This window comes from Croceivirga radicis (assembly GCF_002072105.2).
Taxonomy (GTDB): domain Bacteria; phylum Bacteroidota; class Bacteroidia; order Flavobacteriales; family Flavobacteriaceae; genus Croceivirga; species Croceivirga radicis.
In genome coordinates this window covers 63,867-86,269 of the sequence record NZ_MTBC01000008.1, presented here as the reverse complement: position 1 = coordinate 86,269, position 22,403 = coordinate 63,867, and the positions used below count along the sequence as shown (strand labels likewise).

General features: G+C 37.7%; 16 protein-coding genes. 11 read left to right on the top strand and 5 right to left on the bottom strand.

The features are described 5' to 3' along the window. Positions 1–22: 22 nt before the first annotated feature. Positions 23–2,353, bottom strand: a complete 2,331-nt coding sequence (locus BUL40_RS12055; RefSeq protein WP_080319468.1) for a TonB-dependent siderophore receptor — start codon at positions 2,351–2,353, stop codon at positions 23–25. A 140-nt stretch (positions 2,354–2,493) separates the two neighbouring features. Next, positions 2,494–3,312: a 3-deoxy-8-phosphooctulonate synthase gene (gene kdsA / locus BUL40_RS12050; protein ID WP_080319467.1), complete on the bottom strand. Its 819-nt coding sequence runs from the start codon at positions 3,310–3,312 to the stop codon at positions 2,494–2,496. Between the two features lie 70 nt (positions 3,313–3,382). Between kdsA and BUL40_RS12045 the strand changes: the two genes are divergently transcribed. From BUL40_RS12045 to BUL40_RS12025, 5 genes are all read left to right on the top strand, one after another. Further along, positions 3,383–3,925: a hypothetical protein gene (locus tag BUL40_RS12045; RefSeq protein ID WP_010519303.1), complete on the top strand. Its 543-nt coding sequence runs from the start codon at positions 3,383–3,385 to the stop codon at positions 3,923–3,925. Positions 3,926–4,008: 83 nt separating this feature from the next. Then, complete coding sequence (locus BUL40_RS12040; protein ID WP_080319466.1) at positions 4,009–4,599, top strand: hypothetical protein; 591 nt, start codon at positions 4,009–4,011, stop codon at positions 4,597–4,599. A gap of 77 nt (positions 4,600–4,676) precedes the next feature. Further along, the gene (locus BUL40_RS12035; RefSeq protein ID WP_010519305.1) at positions 4,677–5,249 is read left to right on the top strand and encodes a sugar O-acetyltransferase; all 573 of its coding nucleotides are present in this window, start codon (positions 4,677–4,679) and stop codon (positions 5,247–5,249) included. Positions 5,250–5,407: 158 nt separating this feature from the next. Then, positions 5,408–7,204, top strand: coding sequence for a translational GTPase TypA (gene typA / locus BUL40_RS12030; RefSeq protein ID WP_080319465.1), 1,797 nt, complete (start codon positions 5,408–5,410; stop codon positions 7,202–7,204). Positions 7,205–7,286: 82 nt separating this feature from the next. Then, positions 7,287–8,186 (top strand): LolA-like protein, encoded by a 900-nt coding sequence (locus BUL40_RS12025; protein ID WP_080319531.1) that lies wholly within the window; start codon positions 7,287–7,289, stop codon positions 8,184–8,186. 72 nt (positions 8,187–8,258) lie between these two features. Here BUL40_RS12025 and ppgK read toward each other — a convergent pair whose 3' ends face one another. Both ppgK and BUL40_RS12015 read right to left on the bottom strand, forming a co-directional pair. Next, the gene (ppgK, locus tag BUL40_RS12020; RefSeq protein ID WP_010519308.1) at positions 8,259–9,020 is read right to left on the bottom strand and encodes a polyphosphate--glucose phosphotransferase; all 762 of its coding nucleotides are present in this window, start codon (positions 9,018–9,020) and stop codon (positions 8,259–8,261) included. Positions 9,021–9,089: 69 nt separating this feature from the next. Then, complete coding sequence (locus BUL40_RS12015) at positions 9,090–9,773, bottom strand: cell division ATP-binding protein FtsE (RefSeq protein WP_080319464.1); 684 nt, start codon at positions 9,771–9,773, stop codon at positions 9,090–9,092. A 147-nt stretch (positions 9,774–9,920) separates the two neighbouring features. On the opposite strand from BUL40_RS12015, the gene BUL40_RS12010 reads away from it, so the two are divergent. The 4 genes from BUL40_RS12010 (at position 9,921) to BUL40_RS11995 (ending at position 17,628) form a co-directional block, all read left to right on the top strand. After that, positions 9,921–12,944: a tetratricopeptide repeat protein gene (locus BUL40_RS12010; protein ID WP_080319463.1), complete on the top strand. Its 3,024-nt coding sequence runs from the start codon at positions 9,921–9,923 to the stop codon at positions 12,942–12,944. Positions 12,945–12,966: 22 nt separating this feature from the next. Then, positions 12,967–14,715: a TonB-dependent receptor gene (locus tag BUL40_RS12005; RefSeq protein WP_244901869.1), complete on the top strand. Its 1,749-nt coding sequence runs from the start codon at positions 12,967–12,969 to the stop codon at positions 14,713–14,715. 133 nt (positions 14,716–14,848) lie between these two features. Then, positions 14,849–15,949: an OmpA family protein gene (locus BUL40_RS12000; RefSeq protein ID WP_080319461.1), complete on the top strand. Its 1,101-nt coding sequence runs from the start codon at positions 14,849–14,851 to the stop codon at positions 15,947–15,949. 53 nt (positions 15,950–16,002) lie between these two features. After that, entirely contained in the window at positions 16,003–17,628 is a 1,626-nt protein-coding gene (locus BUL40_RS11995) for an amidohydrolase (protein ID WP_080319460.1), read from the top strand. Between the two features lie 42 nt (positions 17,629–17,670). On the opposite strand, the gene BUL40_RS11990 is transcribed toward BUL40_RS11995, so the two are convergent. After that, a complete protein-coding gene (locus tag BUL40_RS11990; RefSeq protein WP_010519314.1) occupies positions 17,671–18,210 on the bottom strand; it encodes a DUF2911 domain-containing protein in 540 nt (179 codons plus the stop codon). Positions 18,211–18,461: 251 nt separating this feature from the next. On the opposite strand from BUL40_RS11990, the gene asnB reads away from it, so the two are divergent. Together asnB and gyrB are read left to right on the top strand one after the other, a co-directional pair. After that, the gene (asnB, locus tag BUL40_RS11985) at positions 18,462–20,132 is read left to right on the top strand and encodes an asparagine synthase B (RefSeq protein ID WP_010519315.1); all 1,671 of its coding nucleotides are present in this window, start codon (positions 18,462–18,464) and stop codon (positions 20,130–20,132) included. 246 nt (positions 20,133–20,378) lie between these two features. Then, on the top strand, positions 20,379–22,322 hold the full coding sequence (gyrB, locus tag BUL40_RS11980) for a DNA topoisomerase (ATP-hydrolyzing) subunit B (protein WP_080319459.1): 1,944 nt from the start codon (positions 20,379–20,381) through the stop codon (positions 22,320–22,322). The last annotated feature ends 81 nt before the right edge of the window (positions 22,323–22,403 follow it).

Sequence of the window (22,403 nt, the reverse complement as noted above, 5' to 3'; positions counted from 1 at the left end):
TGACTCAAACTAAACAAGAAGGTTAAAAATTGTAGGTAACGGAAAGTCTACCGTTTATACCTGGTTCTGACTGCCAGTACAGATAAGAACTGTAGGCAGAGCCAGAGTAGAGGTATTCATCTAATAAATTATTAATGTTTAATTGCACTCTAAAGTGGTTGTTCTGCCAAGAAAGTGCACCGTCTAACCTAAAGTAATCTGGCAATACAGATTCGTTATCTGCACCCCATTGCCAGGTAGAGCGGTCTATTTGGTATTGGTATCCTAAAGAAGCACCGAAGCCTTTAAATTTAGAATCATTAGCAAAGTTATAATTTAACCAACCATTGGTCATGTGTTTGGCGTGGCCTGCCACACGATTACCAATATTTTCTGGATTGCTGTCTTCGGTTATTTCAACATTGGTGTTGGCATAGTTAAGAACTACATTAAGTTCTGGAGTAACCTCTCCCTGTAGGTCAAATTCTATACCTTTAGATTGTATCTCACCTAATTGAATAGAAAAATTAGGGTTATCCGGGTCTGCAGTAAGTACGTTTTCTTTGGTAATAACGTAAGCGCCTAAAGACGTGGTTAGTTTTCCGTCAAAAAAACGTTTTTTAAGACCCCCTTCAATATCATTTCCTTTAACGGGGTCAAATTGTTCGCCAGTAGCACTTACACCTGCATTGGGTGTAAAAGCTTGGTCATACAATCCGTAAAGGGTTAAACTGGGTAAAATGTCTATACTCAAACCAGCTCTAGGTGTAAAGATGTCTTCATTTTCAGTAATCCCAATAGTGGCTAAATTAGTGTACCTACCGGCTAAGGTTAAACGAATTTTATCTTGTATAAAACCAATTTCATCCTGAAAATAAAACGAGCGATTGGTAAAACCGTAGTTGTACACATTGGGTCTAAATTTTACAGCTACAGAACGGTTAAAATCGGGTAAAACGCTATTGCCATACTCTGGATTGTATATGTTGAAAGGTTGCGCTACGTCTACTACGCCAAATTGATTAAAATCTGCCCAATATTCACGTTCGGTAAAATCAAATCCGACCAATATCTTATGGGTAACTCCACCCGTATAAACCGTTCCATTTAAGTAGGCTTGTGCAAATTTACCAATAGATAGCGCGTCCCAAATGCTATTATAACGTATGGCATCTCCGGTGGCATCGTCTAAAGACAATAACCAGGTAGAGGTACCTTCTTGATCATAACGCAAGTATCCAAACTTACCTTCCAAGGCCCAATTTTCATTAAACTCATGTTTTATGTTGGTGAACAAGGTAACTTCTTGGATATCTGTTGCGGGATAATTAGTATCTACAAATTTAAAATCACGGTCTAAACTTCCGTAACCATCTGCTACTGGTGCAAATACATAGGCAGTACCTAGTAGGCTTTCTGCCTGCTGTACATTTAATTCTGCCGTTACGGCGGTTTTATCACTAATGTTGTACGTTAGGGCAGGTGCAACACCGTAACGGGTTGTAGTTTCGTTACCCCTATGGGTGTCACTACTTTGGTACATGGCATTTAGGCGATACAAAAGCTTGCCGTTGGTAGTAAGTTTACCACCAAAATCAAAACTACCTCTGTAAAAATCATAACTTCCAGCCATAATATTAACACTGGCAATAGATTGTTCTGTTGGTTTTTTAGTAACCACATTATAAAATCCACCTGGTTCTCCAGCGGCCATCATAAATCCAGCCGGACCTTTAACAAATTCTACCTGGTCTACAAAAGCCATGTCCTCAGATAAAGGACCCCAAGTATCTTGTACGTTAAATCCGTTTCTAAAAGCAGGTAAACGAAAACCACGCATGTTTACCCGGGCAAAATTACCCCAGTGTTCTAGCAGCGTAACACCACTCACATTACGGCTAAGCCCTTCCATGATATTGGTTACTTGTTGGTCTTTAAGCAATTCTCCGCCAATTATTTGGATGTTTTGCGGCAGTTTAGCCACTTCTGTTTGTAGCCTTAAAGAGGAGGAAGGGGTGCGTTGTACATATTTGTTATGATGCCCTTCTACAACCACCTCTGCCAATTGTTCCTGATTTTGTGCCAGTAGTATACTGCCCAATTGTAGGTTGGCAACTTTTGGGTTGATTTTTTTTATGACGGTTTGGAAACCAACCGCTGAGAAGATTAGTGTAGTAGGGGTATTTTGTGAAACTGTTAGGGTAAAAGAACCATCTTCATGAGAGTTGGTTCCGTTGGTGGAGTTTTCTTCTACTACGGAAACCCAAGCAATAGGCGAACCATCGGTATCTATTAGGTTTCCACTCACTTTAGTTTCTTGCGCGCTTAACCCAAACCCTAAAAGGCAAAGGCAGAAAAGTATATAATGTTTCATGTTATTGGATTGTTATTTGTTATTAGTCTAAATAAAAACAATACAAATGTACATGAGAAGGCTATTTATTCAAAATTTATTTAGAATAAATAAAAATAAGAATTTTAGTTGTAGTTTTCTATTGGTTTTTAAGTGTTGATTTACAGTGAGTTAACGGTGGTTCTGATAGCGGTTAAATCGGTAAGGACTTTCTCTAAAAGACTTAAATCTAGCATATTTGCGCCATCACTTTTTGCATTTTTTGGGTCAAAGTGTGTTTCCATAAAGATGCCATCCACGCCTGCAGCAATACCTGCTCTTGCCATGGTGCCAATTAATGCCGGCCTACCACCAGTAACGCCAGAAGCTTGGTTGGGTTGCTGTAAAGAGTGGGTTACATCTAAGACCACCGGAGCATATTGCTTCATAGTGGGTACGCCCCTAAAATCTACGATCATATCTTGATAACCGAACATGGTACCACGATCTGTAATCCAAACTTGGTCATTGTTACTTTCCCTAACTTTATTTACGGCGTGTTGCATGCTTTCTGGGCTCATAAACTGCCCCTTTTTTAAGTTTACAACTTTGCCGGTTTCGGCGGCAGCAACAACCAAATCTGTTTGTCTTACCAAAAAAGCGGGAATCTGTAGTACATCTACATATGCTGCAGCCATGGCCGCATCCGAGATTTCATGTATATCCGTTATAGTAGGTACTTCAAATGTTTCGGATACTTTTCTAAGGATTTTAAGTGCTTTTTCATCGCCAATCCCTGTAAAAGAATCTACTCTGCTACGGTTGGCTTTTTTAAAACTTCCTTTAAATACGTAAGGTATCTTAAGCTTGTCCGTTACCGTAACAATATGCTCCGCAATACGCATGGCCATGTCTTCGCCCTCGATGGCACAAGGGCCAGATAGTAAAAAAAAGTTATCGCTTTGGGCATGTTTTAGTTGCGGTATTAAAGAAAGATTCATAATGTAGTATTTTGACAAAGATACTTTTTTGGCTCATTATTTGATAGCTTAAATGTTTAAACAATCCATCATGAAAATCATTTACACCACACTAATGGCCCTAGGGCTAATTATGCCTGTTATGGCACAGAACAGACAGGTAGAAGAATCGCAAATAACACTTAATCTGCTGTTGCCCGGAGTAATTTATGAGGCAGCGGTAGGAGACAGATCTACAATGGCTCTAGAAGGAACGATTGGCTTTCAGTATGTGGAATCTTCATTTTCAGAAAGTGGTTTTGGTATTTACCCTATTGGTCGTTTGCAGTACCGCAACTACTTAAATTTTGATAGACGGTTGTCTAAAGGCAAGAATATTGCCGGTAATTCTGGGAATTATATAGCGCCATTGTTGGCGGTACAAGGCGGAAAGGCATTTATTGGCGACTTGGATTTTTACGAGGATTATTTTGCGTTGGCAGGTGCAGTTTACGGATTACAGCGTACGGGTAAGAAAGGTTTGCAGTTTCGGTTTGAAGTGGGGCCTGCATATCTCTTTTCAGAATACGATGGTGGTTTTGCCATAGCTACGGCCCTAAAACTGGGTTTTGTACTTGGTAAATCAAGAAGATAAAGTTGCCCGTAAAATCCTAAAAATTAGCTAAAGCCGACTGAAATAGGGTATAAGAAAATTATCTTATGCCCTAAACAACCATCATGAAACGTATTTTTTGGCTAGTACTCTGCCTTTCGGCATTGCCAACCATACAAGCACAGTATCGCCTAAGTGAAAAAGGTACTGGGTTATTACATTTAGAAAAACACCAAGTAACCTTTAACCTTTTAGGACCTGGATTTAGATATGAAATTGGTTTACTACGTAATGTAACCGCATCTATCAGTTTTTCACCTGGCCTGGCAACATATCAAGAAGGATACACTTTTGGTTACGCATGGCATACCCGTATTAGATACTACCATAATATTCAAAAACGTTTGGATGCCAATAAAAATGTAACAGGTAATTCGGCCAACTATTTGGCTCCAGCCCGTTCTATCTTCTGGGGAAAACTACAATTGTCTCAAAATATGGCACCGGATAAAGACTTTGCAGTGGCATTTTATGGTGGGGTTTACGGCATACAACGTACCAATAAAAAAGGATTTACTTACAATATAGAAGGGGGGTATGGTTATTACCGTGGCGATGGTGTTTTAAATGGTCATGGGCCACTGCTAAACTTCACTTTTGGTTGGGTGGCCACCAAACGCAGAAAGCAACAGGCAGATTTTGGAATTAGTTATTAAAAACTTAATAGTTTAATGAAAAGAATGGGGCCGTTTTAAAAGAAGACGAACGATAAACATATCACACTAACTTTTTTATGACAGAAAAACAAAAAATGCTTGCAGGCGAATTTTACGATTCCAGAGACGTAGAATTGTTGAATATGTATCATAAAGCCAGAAGGTTATTACAGCAGTACAATACGTTAGATTCCACTTTATTGCAAGAAAGAGCGCGTATTTTAGAAGAATTATTAGGAGGTGTGGATAAAGGCGTTTGGATAGAAACACCTTTTTTTTGCGATTATGGAGAGAACATTCATATTGGTGAAAATACGTTTGTAAATACCAATTGTATCTTCTTGGATAACAATAGTATAATTATAGGTAAGAATGGATTAATAGCTCCTTATGTACAGATATACACCGCGAGCCACCCGCTAAAAGCATCGGAACGAATAATTACCACGGAAAATGGTTCTAGTTATTTAACTTCAAGCAAGCCGGTAAAGATTGGTGACAATGTTTGGATTGGTGGCAATTCGGTCATTTTTCCTGGGGTTACCATTGGTAATAATGTAACCATTGGTGCGGGTAGTGTCGTAAATAAAGATATTCCAGACAATGTGTTGGCATTTGGCAATCCCTGTCAAATACAAAAGAAGTTATAAAGGGTTGTAATTATATTGATTTATCAGTGCTATGTCTTGATTTTCTATCAATAGATCGCCCCGTAAAGTTGTTTATTTCTAAAATCAGATTATTTTTTTGTTAGGTAAAATAAGAATGCAAAAAAAACAATGTAATTTTGCGCCCTTATTATCAGAAGATGCAGAAAATCAAGAACATCGCTATCATAGCGCACGTAGACCACGGTAAAACTACCCTGGTAGACAAAATTATGTTTCACTGTCAGTTGTTTCGTGAGAACGAAAACAAAGGAGATTTGATCTTGGACAACAACGATTTGGAACGAGAAAGAGGAATTACAATTGTTTCTAAGAACGTTTCCGTTATCTATAAGGATACCAAAATTAATATCATTGATACTCCTGGTCACGCCGATTTTGGTGGTGAGGTAGAGCGTGTATTAAACATGGCAGATGGTGTTCTTTTGTTGGTAGATGCTTTTGAAGGTCCTATGCCACAAACACGTTTTGTGTTGCAAAAGGCCATTGAATTAGGGTTAAAGCCTTGTGTTGTTGTAAACAAGGTAGATAAAGAAAACTGTGACCCAGAAGGTGTACACGAAAAGGTGTTTGATCTAATGTTTGAGTTGGGTGCAGAAGAATGGCAATTAGACTTCCCTACCGTATATGGTTCTGCTAAGAACAACTGGATGGGAGAGGATTGGAAAAAACCAACCGAAAATATTGAGCCATTATTAGACATGGTACTAGACCACGTTCCAGAATTTAAACCAGAACAGGGTACTACACAGATGTTAATCACCTCTTTAGATTTCTCTTCTTTTACAGGGAGAATTGCAATTGGTAGATTACAACGTGGTACTTTAAAGGAAGGACAACAAGTATCATTGGTTAAGCGAGATGGTAAAGTTGTAAAGTCTAAAATAAAAGAACTTTACGTTTTTGAAGGTTTAGGACGCGTAAAGGTAGAGCAAATTCAAACAGGAGATATCTGTGCCATTGTAGGTATGGAAGGTTTTGAAATTGGCGATACCGTGGCGGATATAGAAAACCCAGAAGCGCTTAAGACTATTGCTATAGACGAGCCTACCATGAGTATGTTATTTACTATTAATGACAGTCCATTCTTTGGTAAAGACGGTAAGTTCGTAACTTCTAGACACATTAAAGAACGTCTAGAAAAAGAATTAGAGAAGAACTTGGCACTAAGGGTGCAAGAAACAGATAGCGCAGATAAATTTTTGGTATTTGGGCGTGGGGTGTTACACTTATCTGTGCTAATAGAAACCATGCGTAGAGAAGGGTACGAGTTGCAAATTGGTCAGCCGCAGGTAATTATAAAGGAGGTAGATGGTGTAAAATGTGAACCAATAGAGCAATTGACAATAGATTTACCAGAAGAAGTATCTGGTAAAGCCGTAGAAATGGTGTCTATTCGTAAAGGTGAAATGGTGAGTATGGAAGCTAAAGGTTCGCGTATGTTGTGCGAATTTATGATTCCGTCTAGAGGTATTATAGGGCTTAGAAACCAATTATTAACGGCAACAGCGGGTGAAGCTATAATGGCACACCGTTTTGTGGAATACCAACCACTTAAAGGAGACATTGCAGGTAGAATCAACGGTTCTCTTGTTTCAATGGAAACCGGTACTGCAATTCCTTATTCTATTGATAAATTACAAGATAGAGGTAAATTCTTTGTAGATCCAGGAGAGGATATTTATGAGGGCCAGGTAATAGGTGAAAATTCACGTCAAGATGATATGACGGTAAACGTTACCAAAACCAAAAAGCTTTCTAACGTACGTTCTTCAGGAGCAGATGATAAGGCTAAGATTGTACCAGCAATTAAATTTTCTCTAGAAGAAGCCTTGGAATACATACAGAAAGATGAATATGTAGAGGTTACGCCAAACCACTTAAGGTTAAGAAAGGTATTTCTTAAAGAGGTAGATAGAAAACGTAACAAAGTATAAGTTTAAGCCCCGATATTAATCGGGGCTTTTTTTTGAAAGGTTTTTAAATATAGGCCGACTACCAAAGCTTAAAATGGACAAAATGAAACACTTAATTAAACAGATAGGGGTGACCGCCTTATTAATCAGTACAATAGCTTGTAAAGAGCAAAAAAAAGAAAACGAAGAAAATGTTCTACCAGATCCAACAGTGGTAGAAAATAGCGTAGCCATACCAGATACATGGATTACAAATAGGGTTAAAAAAGCAAAAGAACGCCTAACAGCTTCTTCGGCTGGTACTGTAATTTGGAATTCCATGGAAGCGCACGGTGGTTTAGCTACTTGGTTTGAAAATGGGCCTTTGGGTATGCGTTTTAATTACCAGCCTTTAGAAAAAGATAAAACACAGCGCGACAGTTATGAAATTGTAGACCCATGGAACAATAGGGTAGTGCATACCAGTACTACAGATAAAGAGGCCACGTTTGGTTATACTGGAGAAATAGCATGGATAAAAGCAGATTCAACCGCTTTTGCTTATGATACCAAATTTTGGGCTTTAACGCCACTTTATTTAATGGGACACCCGTTTGTAGAAGATGGGGAAGGCGTTAATTTGGAATTATTGCCAGACGCTACTTATAAAGATAAGAAAACCAAGGTTGTTAAAGTGACATATGACGCTGGTACAGGAGATGCTCCAGACGATTACTATATTTTACATTTTGATGCAGATACGTATTTGCTAATGGCAACTAGATATATTGTTTCTTATCCAGAATACTTCAAAAATGGTGGGCACAATCCAGAAAAATTTATGGAGGTTGGTGAATTAGTAGATGTGGACGGAGTTCTATTGCCTAGTCTATTAAAAACGCATTGGACGGTAGATGGTATGCCAGGAGAGTACATTACCAAAATCGAAATTAGCGATATGGAGTTCGTATCCGAATTACCAGAAGATTTCTTTGAGATGCCAGAAGGAGCAAAGAAACTTTAGATATAAGTAGCAGTATTAATAAAAAAGCCCAAGCAATTACTTGGGCTTTTTTATTAATAATTTTATCATTCTTTATTTGGTAAGATGACCATGGTGTTGCTCCCTTAAACAAGCAATTGCCGCTCCAATTATACCGGCATGGTTCATCAATTCTGCTTGTACAATATCTGCCTCAGTTTCCAAAAGATGGCCAAATTGGTCCCATTTTTTAGAAATACCACCACCAACAATTAGCAAATCTGGGTTAACCAACAGTTCTACATAGTGTAGAAATTTGTTAAATCTTTTGGCCCATTTTTCCATGCTTAGATCATCACGTTCTTTAGCAAAATTAGAGGCGTACAATTCTATTTTTTTATATTTTTTATAAGGTATTTGGCCCAATTCAAAATTAGGTAACAACTGCCCATTAAAAAAAGCACCACTACCCAATCCCGTACCCACGGTAAGCATGATTACCAAACCGTTTTTTCCTTTGCCCACGCCGTAATTCATAGAGGCGTAGCCAGCAGCATCGGCATCGTTTAGTACGGTAAATTCGTGTCCTGTAGTTTCTGTAAGCAATTCATCTATATTAACACCTACCCAGCTTTTATGTAAGTTTCCTGGGCTCATGCACACCCCATTTTTTACTATAGTTGGGAAACCACAACCAACAGGTCCTTTGTAATCAAAATGATCAACTATTTCTTTAATGGCCTTGGCCATATCTTTAGGCTTTTTGGATTTTGGGGTAGGTACTCTAAAGCGTTCCGTAAGCATTTCTCCCGTTTCTGCATTTACCAAGGCGCCTTTGGTTCCCGTACCGCCAATATCTATTCCAAGAAGTTCCATATAAAATTTTAAATCAATTTTAACAAAGAAACAAAAGTTGAAGAAATAAAAAAAAGAAGTTTTGTTGGCTTATATGGCTTTTTGTATCACTTCAAATACTTTGCCTCCATCGCATTTAATGGTTTTGTGTGGGTATTTTAGTATTAATGCATAATCATGTGTTGCCATAATGATGGTGCGCCCGTTATTGTTTATTTCTTGCAACACTTTCATAACCTCTACACTGGTTTGTGGATCTAAGTTACCAGTAGGTTCATCTGCAAGAATCAATTCAGGGTCGTTCAACAGTGCTCTGGCAATGGCTATACGCTGCTGTTCGCCTCCAGAAAGCTCATGCGGATACTTGAAACCTTTGGTTTTCATACCTACTTTATCCAAAACTTCAGCAATTTTATCGTCCATTTTAGAGGTGTCTGTCCAACCAGTTGCTTTGAGTACGAACTTCAGATTATTATTAATGTTTCGGTCAGATAATAGTTTAAAATCTTGGAATACAATACCCAGTTTTCGCCTTAAATAGGGAATATCGTTTTCTTTAAGGGTTTTTAGGTTAAAATCTACTACAGTACCTTCGCCCTTACTTAAGGGTAAATCTCCATAAAGGGTTTTCATAAAACTACTTTTGCCGCTACCCGTCTTTCCAATAATATAAACAAATTCGCCTTTTTTTACTTGTAGGTCAACATTACTCAATACCAGATTATCTTTTTGAAAAATAGATACGTCCGTAAGTTTTAAGATAGGTTCTGCCATACCGTTTTAGATTCTAGGTCTAAAGGTAATAAGTTATACCAATATGTATATTTTTAAATCCTAATTTTATGTTAGGATCAACTTTGTTTATACTTTGGTCCGTTTTTTGACGTTATGCATTAACAATCGACCAGAGCGTAGAACACTATGAATCGTAAAACTTTATACCTTTCCCTTTTTGGGGTTCTTTTTACTGCACTATCCTTTGCACAGGAAACCAAAATTTATACCCATCAAAATAAAAGCTATCTAGATGCCCTAGAACTCTACAATAACGAGCAATACCAAGCGGCACAAGCTTTGTTTATGAAGGTAAAAGAAACTTCCAACGATTATGAAACCAAGGCCAATAGTACCTACTATGTGGCCAATGCCGCCATCCGTTTAAACCAACGTGGCGCGGATGATTTAATGGAAGATTTTGTAGAGCGCTACCCAACATCTACCAAACGCAACTCGGCTTTTATGGATGTTGCGGACTATTATTTTGAAACAGGGAAATATCCGTATGCCCTAAAATGGTACAAGAAAGTAGAGCAGGACAAGATGTCTAGAAAAGACCAAGAACGCTTTAACTTTAACACGGGCTATAGCTATTATGCCGCCAATAGACCAAAGGAGGCAGAAAAGTATTTGGCAAAAGTTGCTAATTCTAATAAATATGGTAGCCAAGCTAAATATTATTTGGGTTACATTTCTTATGAGCAAGATGATTATGATAGCGCCAACGAGCGATTCGATGAAATTAACGACCCAGAAATTCTTGAAGAGAAATTGTCTTACTACCAGGCCGATTTAAATTTTAAGCTGGGCAATTTTGATAAAGCCATTGCCATGGCTAAAAAGCAATTGCCAAAATCTGATAGAAGAGAAGTTTCGGAGTTGAACAAGATTATAGGTGAAAGCTATTTTAATCTGGAGCAGTACCAAGAAGCTATTCCATATTTAAAAGAATATAAAGGTAAAAGGGGTAAGTGGAACAATACCGATTTTTATTTGTTAGGCTATAGCTATTATAAAATTGGAGATTTTGAGCAAGCAATAGGTCAGTTTAACAAAATTGTGAACGGAACCAATGCCGTGGCCCAGAACGCATATTACCATTTGGCGGAATGTTATTTAAAGTTAGATAAGAAATCTGAGGCCTTAAATGCCTTTAAGAATGCCGCCAGCATGGAGTTTAGTGCGGATATTAAAAAAGACGCCTTTCTTAATTATGCCAGGCTAAGTTATGAAATAGGTAACCCGTACGAGCCGGTACCACAAGTAATTATGGCTTATCTGGAAACGTATCTTAAAGATAATAATGAAGAAGAATTAAAAAATCTATTGGTTGATTCTTACATCACCTCCAAGAATTTTGCAGGTGCCATGAAACTTTTAAAAGATAATCCATCTTTTGCAGATGAAGCTACCTATCAAAAAGTTGCATATTTCCGTGGGGTAGAATTATTTACAGATGGTGATTATAAAGATGCCGTTGATGCTTTTGAAATTGCCGTTAAGAAAAATGGAACCAATGAGATTAAGGGAAAATCTCAATATTGGTTGGCAGAATCCTTATACCGTTTAAACCAATTTAATGAGGCCCTTGCTGAATTCAATTCGTTCAAAAGAGATTATAAAAATTTAGAGGGTAACGAGGTTCAATTAATAAATTACAATTTAGGTTATACCTATTTTAAATTGAAAGATTATGGTAATGCGGTTACGTTTTTTAAGAGTGCGGCCAACAATGCACAGTTAGAAGATGCTATTAAAACAGATGCGTTAATTAGGCTGGGCGATACCTATTTTGTAAGTAGTAATTACACAGCGGCAATAAGTGCTTATGATGAGGCGTCTAAACTTAATGGGCCAGAACGTGATTATGCGGTTTATCAAAAGGCCATGAGTACTGGTTTTTTAGGAAACAATACGGCAAAAATAGAGCAGCTTAACGCGTTTAACAGTAGGTATGGAAATAGTTCTTTAAGAGATGATGCTCTTTTTGAGCTGGCCAACACGTACGTTAAAACAAATAAAGAAGCTCAAGGTTTAGCTACTTATGACAAGGTGTTGCAAGAATTTTCTACTAGTAAGTTTGCACCACAGGCTTTATTAAGACAAGGTTTGGTGCATTACAATGCCAATAGGAATGAACAAGCCATAGGAAAGTTTAAACATGTTGTTGCAGAATATCCAAATTCACAAGAGGCGTTACAGGCCGTAAGCACGGCAAAACTGGTTTATGTGGATATGGGTAAGGTAGATGAGTATGCCGAATGGGCCAAAAATTTAGATTTTGTTGAGGTAACCGATTCTGAGTTGGAAGAAGCCAGTTATGAGGCAGCAGATAGAAAATATGTGGAAGGGAAAACGGACCAGGCAATTAAATCTTTTGAAAGCTATTTAAAACAGTTTCCTAATGGTGCACATGCTACCCAAGCACATTTTACATTGGCTCAGCTATATTTTGGCCAAGGAAACAAGCAAAAGGCATTACCGCATTATAAGGCAGTTGCCCAACAAGGTGGTGGCGAGTTTGTGGAACAGGCGCTTACCAGGGTTTGCGAAATCTATGTAGGCAACGCAGATTATAAAAACGCTATTCCTTACCTACAACAATTAGAAAAAGAAGCAGAAATAAGCCAGAATAGAACCTTTGCGCAAAGTAATTTGATGAAAGGGTACTATGAGCAAAAAGATTACACTAAAACCTTGGCCTATGCCAATAAGGTTTTGGCCGTACCAAACATAGATAATAGAATAAAAAGCGATGCAAAAATCATGATCGCTAAATCTGCTATTGAAACGGGAGATGAAGCCTTGGCAGAAGAAACATTTGCAGAGGTAAAATCCATAGCAACGGGTAAAGTAGGAGCAGAAGCTTGGTATTATGATGCCTTCTTTAAAAACCGAAATGGAAACTATGAAGCGTCCAATACATCGGTACAGAAACTGGTAAAAGATTTTTCTTCTTACAAAGAATGGGCAGGAAAAGGTTTAATTGTTATGGCCAAGAACTTTAATGCCTTAGATGATGCTTTCCAGGCCACGTACATCTTAGAAAACGTATTGGAGAATTTTAAGGAATATCCAGAAATAATTGCACAGGCTAAAGGAGAATTAGCCTTGATTAAGTCGCAAGAAGCAGAAAGGAACGCTTCTGTAGACCCAAATGAAAATTAATAGTACTAGCATTAGAGAACACATGAATACAAATAAGAATATAGTTACCCTGCTAGCGCTATTTACCATAGCGCTGGTTTTGGGGCAAGAAAAAGAAGATATAGGTACAGAAACCGTAACGGTTGTAAAACCATATGCGCCATCGGTTTCAGATGCTTTTAAAATTAAAACACAGCCTGTAATTGAAGATTCTATAGCCTTACAAAAGAAACCAATTAAATACAGCATTTTCTCGGTTCCGGTAGCTTCTACGTTTACACCCGCTAAAGCAAAAGCTTCTACTGTAAAGAAAACCCCGCCACCAAGATTATATAATTCATACGCAGCTGTTGGTCTGGGTAATTATAATAATGCTTTGGTTAACTTTTATACCAGTAGGGAAATTGGAAGAGATGAGAACCTATTGGATATTGGTCTAGACCATCATTCGTCTAGAGGCGATATAAATAGTACCCCTTTAGAAACTGATTTTTACCATACGGATTTGGATGTAACCTTTACCAAGAGAGACCGTGATTATGATTATGGTGTTGGATTGGATTTGGGGCACCAACTATACAATTGGTACGGTCTGCAAAGTGGCGTATACACACAAGAAGAAGTAGATGCCATAAATGAGCAGCAGAATTATTTTTCCGCTGGTGCCAACGCTTACATAAACGTAGAAGACAGTTTCTTTAAAAATGCAGATTTAAAATTGAATCGTTTTTGGGATCACTTAAAATCTGCAGAGAATAGCGCTGCTCTTAGTGCTGCCATAGAATTGCCCATTACCACAGAAATGGTAACTATTAAAGGTAGAGTAGACTACGTTGGTGGAGAATTTGCCAACGCTAGTTTAAACAGTACGGATAACGATGAAGGTATAGCTTATGGGCAATTAATTGCTGGTATAAACCCTAGCTTTTTGGTATTAAGGGATGAATTGACCTTAAAATTAGGTGCCAATTTTGTATATGGTATGGATTTAGAAAGAAGTAACGGTAGTTTTTACATTTACCCTGCAGTAACAGCATCTTACCGTATTATGGAAGATCAGGTAATTGCTTATGGAGGCATTGAAGGCGACCTGCAGCAAAATTCTTACAAAACACTGGTGGCGCAAAATCCTTATGTTTCGCCAACCTTGGAAATACAGCCAACAGACATGCAATATCATGCGCATTTAGGTTTAAAAGGCCAATTGTTGAGCAACTTTGGTTATAATTTTAAAGCGTATTACAAAGCAGAAAATAGAAAACCGTTGTTTTTATTAAATCCAGAGAACTCCAATAGGTCAGATGAGGGGTATGCCTACGGTAATTCTTTTCAGGTGTTTTATGATGATGTAAAAACTATTGGTGCATTTGGTGAAATTAACGTAGATGTTAATAGGAATTTTTCTTTAGGTATTAATGCAGAATACAACCACTATAATACAGAGACAGATAATCCTGCGTGGAATTTACCACAAATACAGGCTTCGGTATTTATGGATTATCAGATTAGTGATAACTGGTTTGCAGGTGCAAATCTTTTTTATGTAGGAGAACGGGAAGACTTACAAGCGGTAGCGACTGCAGGTTTGTTTCCCAACGAGTTTCCTTCTACCCAGGTAACCTTAGATAGTTTTTTTGATGCCAATGCGCATTTAGGCTATCGTTTTAATGAGCAATTGTCAGTTTTTGCTAAATTTTCTAACCTTTCTAATAAGAATTATCAAAGATGGAGTAATTTCTATGTGCAAGGTTTTCAGGCGCTAGCGGGTATTTCTTACAAATTTGATTTTTAACCATTCGTCTATAGAAATAGTTAATTCACCTATAGTACTTACGTGATAAACTACTGCATATGTAGGAAAAATACTATTTATGGTAAGTTTGTGGAGAAATTAATCCCAAATCTAAACCTTAAATACCTACAGAATGTTTAGTACAAGAAGAACAAGAGTTTTAAGTGTCTTATCGGCAATTTTGTTTGCAATACCTTTTGCAAATAGTCAAAATTTGGTGTTGAATGGCGATTTTGAGAAAAATAGCCATGTACCAGATGAGTTGGGTGCGGTAGATGGTGTGGTCTCCTATGTAAGTACGCCAAACAAGGGTAGTGCAGATTACTTTAATGTAGATGCAAAAGGTAAAAACGCAGCACCGAGAAATTTTAGGGGCTTTCAACAGCCAAAAAATGGTAACGGTTACATGGGTATTTATATGTATGCTGGTAAATCCTATACAGAGTATGTCCAATTAAAGTTTGAAGAAACGTTAGAGGCTGGTAAGGAATATACTTTTGCTTTTCATGTTAGCCTATCAGAAGATTCTCAGTTTGCAGTAAAGCAAGTAAGCGCTTTGTTTACTCGTAAGAAAATGAATTTTGATGATAGTAATAATATCAGCCTAAGACGAGTTTCAGATAAATACGGTAGTTACAAATTTGAAAACCTAAAAAGCCATGGTAGTCTTAGTAATAAAAAAGGTTGGACAAAAGTATCTCTAACATTTGTGGCAGATGGATTTGAAAAATACGTTACCATAGGTAATTTTGGTAAAACCCCTAAAGAATATTTGCGCCAATTGGATGGGTCTGGCCTTAAAGGTGGTCAAATAGCCTATTACTATATAGATGATGCAACCTTATTCATTAATGAACCTTTGAATATTGAGTACAATAAGGCAATGGTTATGGATAAGGTAAAATTTGATCCAAATAGCCATAGCTTAACCAAGGAATCAAAAGAGTATTTGAGAAAGTTTTTCTTCTCTATTGCAGATCCAAAAAGACACCAGCTTACTTTAAAAGGACATACGGATAATGATGGGTCCTCATTTTATAATTATCAACTTTCTAAAAAACGAGTGGTTGCCGTAGCCAATTATCTTAAAGATTTAGGCATGCCTAATGAAAATATTAAAACAGAGGCATACGGTGAAAAACAACCATTATACAAAGGATTTGACCCGTTGAGTAAGCAACAAAATAGAAGGGTAGAGTTTGTAATCACAGAATTTGATGCCTTGAATCCATAATGTGGCACATATCTTTTTTCTTTCTGTATTTTTGAAGAAACTAGACTACAGAAATGAAAAAACACTTTTTAACAATTGCAGCGTTAACAACGCTGCTTTTTGCATGTAAACAAAAACAAGCGGTAGATTTAATTGTAAGCAATGCTACTATTTATACTGTAGATAGTACGTTCTCAAAAGCAACTTACATGGCTATTGATAAGGGTAAGATTGTGGCGTTGGCCAATTCTAATGAATTACTCAATACTTACTCAGGCAAAGAAACTTTTGATGCAGAAGGTAAAACAATCGTACCAGGTTTAATAGATGCCCACTGTCATTTTTATGGTCTGGGTTTAAACCAGCAAATTGTAGATTTGGTGGGTACCAACAGCTTTGATGAAGTAATTGAAAGGGTTAAGACATTTGCGGCCTCAAACCAAGCCACTGTTATAAGGGGTAGAGGTTGGGATCAAAACGATTGGTCATTAAAAGAATTTCCTGCCAATACTGTTTTAAACGAACTTTTTCCAGATAAACCGGTTGTACTAGAACGTGTAGATGGGCATGCGTATTTGGTAAATAATGCGGCCTTAAAGTTGGCAGGTATTAACATGGATACTCAGGTGTCTGGTGGCGACATTCTTAAAAAGGACAACGAACTTACCGGTGTTTTGGTAGATAATCCAATGGCTTTGGTAGATGCTGTAATGCCCAAACCTAGTAGGGCTACGCAAATAAAAGCACTAAAACAGGCAGAAAAAATTTGTTTTGATTATGGTTTAACTACAGTTAATGATGCTGGTTTAGATAAAGAGATAATTTATTTAGTAGATAGTTTACAGCAAGCTGGAGACTTGTCTATTCGTATGTATGCAATGGTGTCTAATACTCCAGAAAATTTAGACCACTTTTTAAACAAGGGTATATTAAAAACCGATAGGCTCAATGTACGCTCTGTTAAGGTATACGGGGACGGTGCTTTAGGTTCTAGGGGAGCAGCATTAAAACAGGAATATTCAGATAAACCTGGGCATTTTGGGGCTTTGGTTACCCCAGCGGATAAAATTGAAGGTTTAGCAAAAAGAATAGCTGCAACAGATTACCAGATGAACACGCATGCCATTGGCGATTCTGCAAATATTGTCGTATTAAAAGCATACAAATCGGCATTGGAGGGTAAAAATAACCGAAGATGGAAAGTAGAACACGCTCAAATATTGGAAAATCAAGACTTTGATTATTTCAGTTCTGGTATTATTCCTTCGGTACAGCCAACACACGCCACTAGTGATATGTACTGGGCAGAAGACCGTTTGGGGAAAGAACGCATACATGGCGCATATGCCTACCAAACACTATTGCGCAAAGCAGGGTTGGTAGCTTTGGGTACCGATTTTCCAGTAGAACAAGTAAGTCCGTTTTTAACTTTTTATGCTGCAGTGGCAAGACAAGATTTAGAGCAATATCCTCAAGAGGGCTTTATGAAAGAAGAGGCGTTAACCCGCGAAGAAACGTTAAAGGGGATGACCATTTGGGCGGCATATTCCAACTTTGAAGAAAATGAAAAAGGCAGTTTGGAGCCTGGTAAACTTGCAGATTTTACCGTATTGGATAAAGATTTGCTTGCCGTACCGGTAGACAGTATACCGTTTGTAAAAGCAACGGATGTTTTTGTGAATGGTAAAAAGGTAAAATAAAAAAAGCTCCCTTTTGGGAGCTTTTTTTTTCTCTATTCGGGATTATGATTTTATAGGAGTAGTTATTCTAGCGGTTCCCCATCCCATTACAAGCTCCGCGCCACCTTCTACATCATTAAATGCAATAGAAAATGCCTCTAAGGATTCGCTACCTTTAGATACTTTTCCTTGAACACGCACTACATCGGCAGCGTTTTCATAACTATAGGCTCCCCACTGGTTCAGATTTTTATTTAAAATTAACGTCCATTCCGTTTCACCAGGTATGGTAAACAAACTATAGGTACCCGCCGATACTTTTTTATTTCCAAAAGTTACGTCTTTATAAAAAGTGATTTCTGTTGCTTCGTTAGCCCCGGTTCTCCATACTTTACCAGAAGGTGCCAATGTCTCTAGGTCCCTGCCTTTTAATTGCGGTCTGCTATAAACAATTTTTACAATCTTATTGGCATCTTTATAACTGGTTGGGTAGCTGGCAATATCTGCAGGGCTTTTGTCTAGACCTCCAAATTTTTGTGCACTTAAAGAACTAGCACCTAAAAGGGCCACAAATAGAAAAGATAATTTTAATAGGTTTTTCATGATTCTTTTATTGATTTATTACTGCTTGGTCTCAAAACTACTGGGTTTATTACTTTTTTATTAAAGACTTTATAGATTTTTTAAGATAGTTTACTGTAATATAAAGTGTTTGATTTGATTAAAAATCATTTCAAATTTAATTAAATACGAGTTTTAAAGTTTAAAAATGTAACCGAATATGAGTTAAGGGTTTTTATTTTGTTACTGTAAATGCAAATTTGTCTTGTAATTAATATTATTTAAGAAGGATTATGTGTGGAATTGTTTGTGCATTTGATTTAAAACAAAGTTCGGAGGATTTGCGTCCGCAACTTTTAGAGATGTCCAAAAAAGTAAGACATCGTGGGCCAGACTGGAGTGGAATTTATGCAGACGAAAAGGCTATACTAGCACATGAGAGATTGGCTATTGTAGATCCTGCATCGGGTAAACAACCTTTGTTTAGCGAAGACGAAAAACTGGTTTTGGCCGCCAATGGCGAAATCTATAATCATAGTGAACTGAGAAAACAGTTCGAGGGAAAATATAATTTTAAAACGCAATCTGATTGCGAAGTTATCTTGGCTTTGTATCAAGAAAAAGGTGTGGATTTTGTAGATGAACTAAACGGAATTTTTGGTTTTGCCATCTATGACTCTGAAAAAGACGAGTATTTCATAGCTAGAGACCATATGGGTATTATACCATTATATATTGGATGGGATAAAAACGGTACTTTTTATGTTGCATCAGAACTCAAGGCTTTAGAAGGTACGTGTACTAAAATAGAGTTGTTTCCTCCAGGACATTACATGCATAGTAGTACGGGTGAATTTGTACGTTGGTATCAAAGAGATTGGATGGAGTATGAAGCTGTGAAAGAAAACGAAACTAGCATTAAGGCATTAAAAGATGCATTGGAGGCCGCGGTGCACCGTCAATTAATGTCAGACGTGCCTTATGGCGTACTGCTTTCAGGAGGTTTAGACAGTTCGGTTACTTCTGCAATCGCTAAAAAATACTCGCAAAAAAGAATAGAAAGTGGAGATACCGCAGACGCTTGGTGGCCACAATTGCATTCTTTTAGCGTAGGTTTAGAAGGTAGTCCAGATTTGGCTGCGGCAAGAAAAGTTGCAGACCATATTGGTACCGTGCATCATGAAATTAAATTTACCATACAAGAAGGGTTAGATGCAATTAAAGATGTTATCTATAACTTGGAAACATATGATATAACCACCATACGTGCCTCTACACCAATGTATCTTATGGCGCGTGTTATCAAATCTATGGGTATTAAAATGGTACTCTCAGGAGAAGGGGCGGATGAGTTATTTGGTGGTTATCTATACTTTCATAAAGCACCAAGTCCAAAAGATTTTCATGAAGAGACCGTGCGTAAATTGGATAAGTTGCATATGTATGACTGTCTAAGGGCCAACAAATCTTTGGCAGCATGGGGTATAGAAGGGCGTGTGCCATTTTTGGATAAGGAATTTATGGATGTGGCCATGCGTATTAACCCTAAAGATAAGATGATCAATGGCGAGCGTATGGAAAAATGGGTAATTAGAAAAGCATTTGAAGATTACTTGCCAGAAAGTGTAGCCTGGAGACAAAAAGAACAGTTTTCTGATGGTGTAGGTTATAGTTGGATAGATACTTTAAAAGAGTTGGTAGCAACAGAAATTTCTGATGAGCAAATGGAGAATGCACATTTTAAATTTCCTATACAGACACCAACATCAAAAGAAGAATATTATTACAGAAGTATTTTTGAGGGGCATTATCCTTCAGATGCGGCAGCTAAGAGCGTACCGCAAGAGCCTTCTGTAGCCTGTAGTACCAAAATTGCATTGGAATGGGATGAGGCCTTTAAAAACATGAACGATCCATCTGGTAGGGCTGTAGCCAAAGTGCATACAGATGCCTACGTAAAGTAATACTTGTTTTCATTTGGAGAGGAAGTAGTTTTATTCATTTTAATTAGTCGAGGAAAGGCGCCGAGAGGCGCTTTTCTTGTTTCTATAAGTAAACGTTAAGGCAGATTGTAGCAGATTTAAGAGCAAATCTTTTTCACATGAATTTGTTGATAACTTGAAAAGGCAGATTGTTTCAAAACCCTTGATTTAATTGGCTTTTGGTTATATTTGTAAGATTTGAAAAATGCAACAACTTAGCTTTAGATTATGAGCGAAGAATTAACTAATAATAAACAATATTCAGCGGATAGTATACAGGCTCTAGAAGGTATGGAGCATGTACGTATGCGTCCGTCCATGTATATTGGAGATGTAGGTGTTAGAGGTTTACACCATTTGGTGTACGAGGTGGTAGACAACTCTATTGATGAAGCAATGGGAGGTCACTGCGATAACATCAAAGTAACAATTAATGAAGATAATTCCATTACCGTAGAAGATAATGGTAGGGGTATACCGGTAGGCTTGCACAAAAAAGAGGGTGTTTCTGCTTTAGAGGTAGTTATGACCAAAATTGGTGCGGGTGGTAAGTTTGATAAGGATTCCTATAAAGTTTCAGGTGGTTTGCACGGGGTTGGGGTTTCTTGTGTTAATGCACTGTCCAATCATTTAAAAGCAACCGTATACAGAGAAGGTAAAATTTGGGAACAAGAATATTCCAGAGGTAAAGCCCAATATCCTGTTAAAAGTATTGGGGAAACAGAATTGTCTGGTACCGTAGTAACTTTTATTCCAGATGATACCATATTTACCCAAACCACAGAGTATAGCTATGAGACGCTTTCTAACAGAATGCGAGAGCTTGCTTATTTAAACAAGGGTATTACTATAATAATTACGGATAAAAGGAATAAAGATGAAAAAGGAGAGTTCATTAGTGAAACTTTTCATTCTCAAGAAGGTCTAAAAGAATTTATTAAGTTTTTAGACGCTACCAGAGAGCCTTTGATCAATACCGTTATTTCTATGGAAGGCGAGAAGAATGGCATCCCGGTAGAGGTAGCCATGATCTACAATACAGGCTTTTCAGAGAATCTCCATTCTTACGTTAACAATATCAATACCCATGAAGGGGGTACGCATCTTTCTGGATTTAGAAGGGGTTTAACTTCAACCTTAAAAAAATATGCAGATAGTAGCGGTCTTCTAGATAAGCTTAAGTTTGAGATTTCTGGAGATGATTTTAGGGAGGGCCTTACTGCAATAGTATCGGTTAAAGTTTCTGAGCCGCAATTTGAAGGACAGACCAAAACCAAATTAGGTAACCGTGAAGTAACTAGTGCGGTTAGCCAAGCTGTATCAGAAATGCTTACGGATTATTTGGAAGAACACCCAGATGATGCCAAGCAGATTGTAGAGAAGGTAAAACTTGCCGCCCAAGCAAGACATGCAGCTGCCAAGGCTAGAGAAATGGTACAGCGTAAAAACCCTATGGGTGGTGGTGGTTTGCCCGGTAAACTATCAGATTGTTCTGATCAAGACCCAGAAAATTGCGAGATATTCTTGGTAGAGGGAGACTCTGCAGGTGGTACGGCTAAAATGGGTAGAGATAGAAATTTCCAGGCTATTTTGCCATTAAGGGGTAAAATCCTAAACGTGGAAAAGGCCATGCAGCATAAAGTATTCGAGAACGAAGAAATCAAAAATATTTATACGGCTTTAGGTGTAACTATTGGTACAGAAGAAGATAGTAAAGCCTTGAACTTGGAAAAACTTCGTTATCACAAGGTAGTAATTATGTGTGATGCCGATGTTGATGGTAGCCATATTGAAACGTTGATTCTAACTTTCTTCTTCAGGTATATGAGGGAGTTGATAGAAAGCGGACACGTTTATATTGCAACACCACCGTTATATTTGGTTAAAAAAGGTGCTAAAAAGCGTTACGCTTGGAATGATAAAGAGCGAGACGAAATTGTAGAATCTATGGGAGGCCAGGCCGGTATACAACGTTATAAGGGTCTTGGGGAAATGAATGCTGAACAATTGTGGGACACTACCATGAACCCCGAATTTAGGACATTAAGAAAAGTTACCATAGATAATGCTACGGAATCTGATAGGATTTTCTCTATGCTAATGGGAGATGAGGTACCACCAAGACGTGAATTTATAGAGAAAAACGCAGTCTATGCCAACATTGATGTGTAGGTAGATGACAAATAATACTTGTTTCACAACAAAAAGCCCGGTTTTTTAACCGGGCTTTTTAGTTTTAAAGAAAATTACACC

Bases quoted from the DNA above. Each gene is read 5' to 3' on its own strand.
- BUL40_RS12055 (WP_080319468.1), bottom strand. From the start codon at position 2,353: ATGAAACATTATATACTTTTCTGCCTTTGCCTTTTAGGGTTTGGGTTA.
- kdsA (WP_080319467.1), bottom strand. From the start codon at position 3,312: ATGAATCTTTCTTTAATACCGCAACTAAAACATGCCCAAAGCGATAAC.
- BUL40_RS12045 (WP_010519303.1), top strand. From the start codon at position 3,383: ATGAAAATCATTTACACCACACTAATGGCCCTAGGGCTAATTATGCCT.
- BUL40_RS12040 (WP_080319466.1), top strand. From the start codon at position 4,009: ATGAAACGTATTTTTTGGCTAGTACTCTGCCTTTCGGCATTGCCAACC.
- BUL40_RS12035 (WP_010519305.1), top strand. From the start codon at position 4,677: ATGACAGAAAAACAAAAAATGCTTGCAGGCGAATTTTACGATTCCAGA.
- typA (WP_080319465.1), top strand. From the start codon at position 5,408: ATGCAGAAAATCAAGAACATCGCTATCATAGCGCACGTAGACCACGGT.
- BUL40_RS12025 (WP_080319531.1), top strand. From the start codon at position 7,287: ATGAAACACTTAATTAAACAGATAGGGGTGACCGCCTTATTAATCAGT.
- ppgK (WP_010519308.1), bottom strand. From the start codon at position 9,020: ATGGAACTTCTTGGAATAGATATTGGCGGTACGGGAACCAAAGGCGCC.
- BUL40_RS12015 (WP_080319464.1), bottom strand. From the start codon at position 9,773: ATGGCAGAACCTATCTTAAAACTTACGGACGTATCTATTTTTCAAAAA.
- BUL40_RS12010 (WP_080319463.1), top strand. From the start codon at position 9,921: ATGAATCGTAAAACTTTATACCTTTCCCTTTTTGGGGTTCTTTTTACT.
- BUL40_RS12005 (WP_244901869.1), top strand. From the start codon at position 12,967: ATGAATACAAATAAGAATATAGTTACCCTGCTAGCGCTATTTACCATA.
- BUL40_RS12000 (WP_080319461.1), top strand. From the start codon at position 14,849: ATGTTTAGTACAAGAAGAACAAGAGTTTTAAGTGTCTTATCGGCAATT.
- BUL40_RS11995 (WP_080319460.1), top strand. From the start codon at position 16,003: ATGAAAAAACACTTTTTAACAATTGCAGCGTTAACAACGCTGCTTTTT.
- BUL40_RS11990 (WP_010519314.1), bottom strand. From the start codon at position 18,210: ATGAAAAACCTATTAAAATTATCTTTTCTATTTGTGGCCCTTTTAGGT.
- asnB (WP_010519315.1), top strand. From the start codon at position 18,462: ATGTGTGGAATTGTTTGTGCATTTGATTTAAAACAAAGTTCGGAGGAT.
- gyrB (WP_080319459.1), top strand. From the start codon at position 20,379: ATGAGCGAAGAATTAACTAATAATAAACAATATTCAGCGGATAGTATA.